This window comes from Micromonospora sp. NPDC051296, assembly GCF_040682255.1.
GTDB classification, from domain to species: Bacteria; Actinomycetota; Actinomycetes; order Mycobacteriales; family Micromonosporaceae; genus Micromonospora; species Micromonospora craterilacus.
In genome coordinates this window covers 1-4,005 of sequence record NZ_JBFBAO010000500.1, presented here as the reverse complement: position 1 = coordinate 4,005, position 4,005 = coordinate 1, and the positions used below count along the sequence as shown (strand labels likewise).

Genomic DNA, 4,005 nt, shown 5'->3' with positions numbered 1-4,005 from the left:
CGATGTCGACCCGGCAACGGATCGGTCTCAGCAGACCCGCACCGAGGGGCCGGTCGTCGTACCGGTGCCGGGCAGCACGGGGAACATCCACAGCGTCCGGCGGGACGGTTTCGGCAGGTCCAGCGGGGTGAATCGGATCGGTGGGCGGGGTGGCGGTTCGTCGTGCGGCGGCTGGTTCTCGGCCGGGCGGCCGGTCATCCCGCCGGGGGTACGGGCGACGCCGCCGGCCGGTGCGGGTGGACCGGCCGGCAGCGGCGCGGGCGTGAGGATCTGGGCGGCGGCGACGGCCGCGCCGGTGGCGGCGGTGGTCTGCGGGTCGGGTGCCGTCTCGACCGGGAGCCCGGCGGCGGCGAGCAGTTCGGCGACCAGCGGGATCCGGGTGGAGGCCCCGGTGAGCAGCACCCCGTCGAGCCGCGCCGGGGCCAGCCCGGCGGCGTGCACGGCCCGCAGCAGCAGCTCCACGGTGGCCCGTACGGCGGGGCGGATCAGTTCCTCGAACTGCAACCTGGTCACCGGCACCCGGACGGGGCCGGTCGGCAGGGACAGTTGCACGTCGGTCTGGCTGCCGACGGTCAGGTCCCGCTTGGCCCGTTCGCACTCGGCGGGCAGCCCGCGCAGGGTGGCCTCCGCCCCGGGGCCGGCGGCGGCGAGTTCCCGGGCGAGCACGGTTCGTACGTGCCCGGCCAGCGCCTCGTCGAAGGTGGTGCCGCCGAGGCAGCTGAGCCCCTGCGGGACGCCGACGGTCTCGTACCGGCCGCGGGAGTTGCGCCGGACCAGCGCGGCCTCGAAGGTGTCGCCGCCGAGCGCGTAGACGGCGGCCAGGCCGCCCGGGAAGCCGCGGGCCGCGTGGCTCTCGGCCACGGTGACGGTACGGGGCAGCAGGGCCGCCTCACCGAGGCGCCGTTCCCACAGGGCCTGTTGCAGCAGGTCGCGCCGGTGCCGCCCCCACCCGGCGGGGTGGCTGAGCACGATCGCCTCGGCCACCTCGCCCTCCTGTTCGCCCACCCACTCGATTACGTGGGCGGCGAGCAGAGCGATCAACGTCGGTGGCGGGTACGGGTTGCCGTCGAGCAGCAGGGGCACGTCGTCACCGACCCGGCCCAGGATTCCGCGCGCGGTACGGCTCGCGTCGCCGACCTCACCGAGAGTGAACGTCCCGTCGGGTGACAACACCATGGTCGACGGCAGGGACGCCTCCGTGGGTCGCAGCGCGACCGTCTCGGGTCGGCCCCAGCCCCCGTCCTGCCAGCGCGCCACCGCGGCAACCGCGCTGGTGTTTCCGATGTGTATTCCCAGGACGTACGGCATCTGCTTTCTTCCTTGACCGCCTCGGCCGCACCGGCGACCACCCCCGGGGTGTCCCGTGGGCTCCTACGTTCGTACCAGAGATCGCTCCGACATCAGGAGCCCCAACTTCGGCCGGCCTCGGCCCCCCAGTCCCCCTAACGTACGAGAGGCTAAATACCCCTAACCGGGCGGGTCGGGTTGCGGGATCGTCCCCGATGACCGGTGCCGCTCACCGACCGTAGCGTCGTTGACGATCACCGGTCGTTGACGTTCCGTCCGAGGAGAGACCTGCGAACATGGACCAGACCCTGCACGACTTCGTGCTCAACCTGCTCACCGACGCCGACGCGCGGTCGGCCTTCGACCTCGACCCGGAGGGCGCGCTGCGGGCTGCGGGGCTCGGCGACATCACCGCCGCCGACGTGCAGGACGTGGTGCCGCTGGTGGTCGACTACGCCCCGGTGCACGGGCTCGCGCCGGTGGCCCCGCTGACCGGCCAGCTCGGCGCGGATCCGCTGCTCGGCGACAGCACCGACGTGATCGGCCAGCTGCAGAACGTGGCGCAGCAGATCACCGTCAGCAGCTCGTACAGCGGCGTGGACGTCAACGCGGGGGTGCTCGGCGCGATCGCCGTCGACCCGGCGACGGTCAGCGCCGGGGTGCACCTGCTGCCCGGCGTCGGCCTGGGGGTGTCGCCCTACGGTGTCGGCGCCGACCTGTCCGGTGTGCACGACGTGGCGGACACGCTCGACGCGGACGTCACCAGCGTGGTCGACAGCACCACCGGCCCGGCGGTCGGTGACGTCACCGGCACGATCGGCGACCCGGCGTCCGCTGTAGACACCGCCGGCAACGGGCTGCTCGACACCACGGCGGGCCTGCTGCCCGGCACCACCAGCCAGGTCGGTGACCTGGTCGGCTCGCTCGGCGTCAACGAGACCCTGGGCGGGCTGGGCCTGCCCGACGGGGTCACCGGCGTGGTGCCCCCGGTCGACCTCCCGTCCACGGTCAACGGGGTGGCCGGCCAGGTGGACGGCCTGCTCTCCGGCGTCGCGGGCGGCGTGACCGGCGGCGCGACGAGCTCGGTCACCGGCGGGGCGAGCGGCTCGACGCACGGTGACGCCACCGTCCACGGCGAGGCGTCCACCTCGACCGGTGGCCTGCTGGGTCTCACCGACGGTCTGCTCTGACCGACCTGCACGCGAAGTGCCGGGCCCGGCAGCGCCCGGCACTTCCGTCGGACCAGCTCTTGATAATTCCGCTGATATCAGCACACTTGGTGCGGTGATAGCGGGGATCTGGCTGGACGCGCTCGACGACATCGCCCGTACGTGTCAGGAACACGGGCGCGGCGACCTGCTCCAAGCGGTCCGGCTCAAGCGGGCCCATCTGCTCGATCCGGCGCTGACCGTGCTGGTCGTGGGCGAGCCGAAGCAGGGCAAGAGTCAACTGGTCAACGCAATCGTCAACGCCCCGGTCTGCCCGGTCGGCGACGGGCGCACCACCGTCCTGCCGACCGTGCTGCGGCACGCGGAAGTGGCGACGGCGACCGTGGTGCAGACACCGCCGCCGATGCCGGGAGCGGTGGCCGTCGCGGGGACGCTGGAACGGACCACGGTGCCCACCGAGCAGATCGCGGCGGGGGTGGCCGGCACCGCCGGTCGCCGTCCCGGGGCCGGCCCCGCGTACGTCGAGATCGGTCTGCCCCGCGCGCTGCTCGGCGCGGGCGTGGTGCTGGTGGACATGCCCGGCAGCGGCGAGTTGGCGGCGACCGGCGCCACCACCCCGGTCGCCGCGCTCACCCGCGCGGACACCGTGCTGCTGGTCTCCGACTCCACCCGGGACCTCTCGGTGGCCGAACTGAACCTGTTGCTGCACCTCACCCGGTCGCACGCCAACGTGGTCGTGGTGCAGACCAAGACGGACCTGGTGCCGGACTGGCGTACGGTGGCCGACCGCAACCGGCGGCATCTGGCCGATGCCGGCGTGCCGGCGTCGCTGATTCCGGTGTCGGCGGCGCTGCGCCTGCGCGCCGCCGCCACCGGCGACCACGCCCTCAACGCCGAGTCCGGGTTTCCGCCGCTGATCGCCCGCCTGAGGCGGGACCTGACCGGCAAACCCGACCTGCTGGCCCGGGCGGCGGTGGTGCTGACCGCACGTACCGTGGTGGAGCAGCTCGCCGCGCCGCTGCGCGCGGAGCTGGAGAGCCAGCGCACCGACAAGGAGTCCGGCCCGATGGCCCGGCTGCACGCCGCCCAGCGGGAGGCCGACGGGCTGCGCCGCTGCTCCATCCGGTGGCAGAACACGCTGGCCGACGAGATGGCCGACCTGCTCTCCGACGTCGAGCACGACCTGCGTGACCGGACCCGGCACATCCTGCGGATGGTCGACGAGGCGTTCGAGACCGCCGACCCGCTGGTCGCCTGGGACACCGTGCAGGAGTGGTTGGAGCGCAGCCTGGTCGAGGCGGCGGAGGCGAACCGGCAGTGGCTGGTCGAGCGCTGCGACTGGGTCGCCCGGCGGGTCGCGGACTCGTTCACCCGCTACGGTCACGGGTCGTTGCCGCCCTGGCCGCTGGTGGTGCCGACCGAGCCCGGGGAACCGCTGCCGGAGATCGAGCGCCCGAGCGTCGACCGGTTCACCGTGAGCCAGAAGGTGATCACGGGCATGAAGGGCTCGTACGGCGGGCTGCTGATGTTCGGCCTGGCCCTGACCCTG

At 73.7% G+C, this 4,005-nt stretch carries 3 protein-coding genes; 2 read left to right on the top strand and 1 reads right to left on the bottom strand.

What is annotated here, in order from left to right:
• Positions 1-27 precede the first annotated feature (27 nt).
• Complete coding sequence (locus AB0M52_RS31760) at positions 28-1,308, bottom strand: Hsp70 family protein (RefSeq protein ID WP_363961342.1); 1,281 nt, start codon at positions 1,306-1,308, stop codon at positions 28-30.
• A gap of 275 nt (positions 1,309-1,583) precedes the next feature.
• On the opposite strand from AB0M52_RS31760, the gene AB0M52_RS31755 reads away from it, so the two are divergent.
• Entirely contained in the window at positions 1,584-2,477 is an 894-nt protein-coding gene (locus AB0M52_RS31755; RefSeq protein ID WP_363961338.1) for an IniB N-terminal domain-containing protein, read from the top strand.
• Between the two features lie 94 nt (positions 2,478-2,571).
• A partial coding sequence (locus AB0M52_RS31750) for a dynamin family protein (RefSeq protein WP_363961336.1) occupies positions 2,572-4,005 on the top strand: 1,434 nt, incomplete at its 3' end.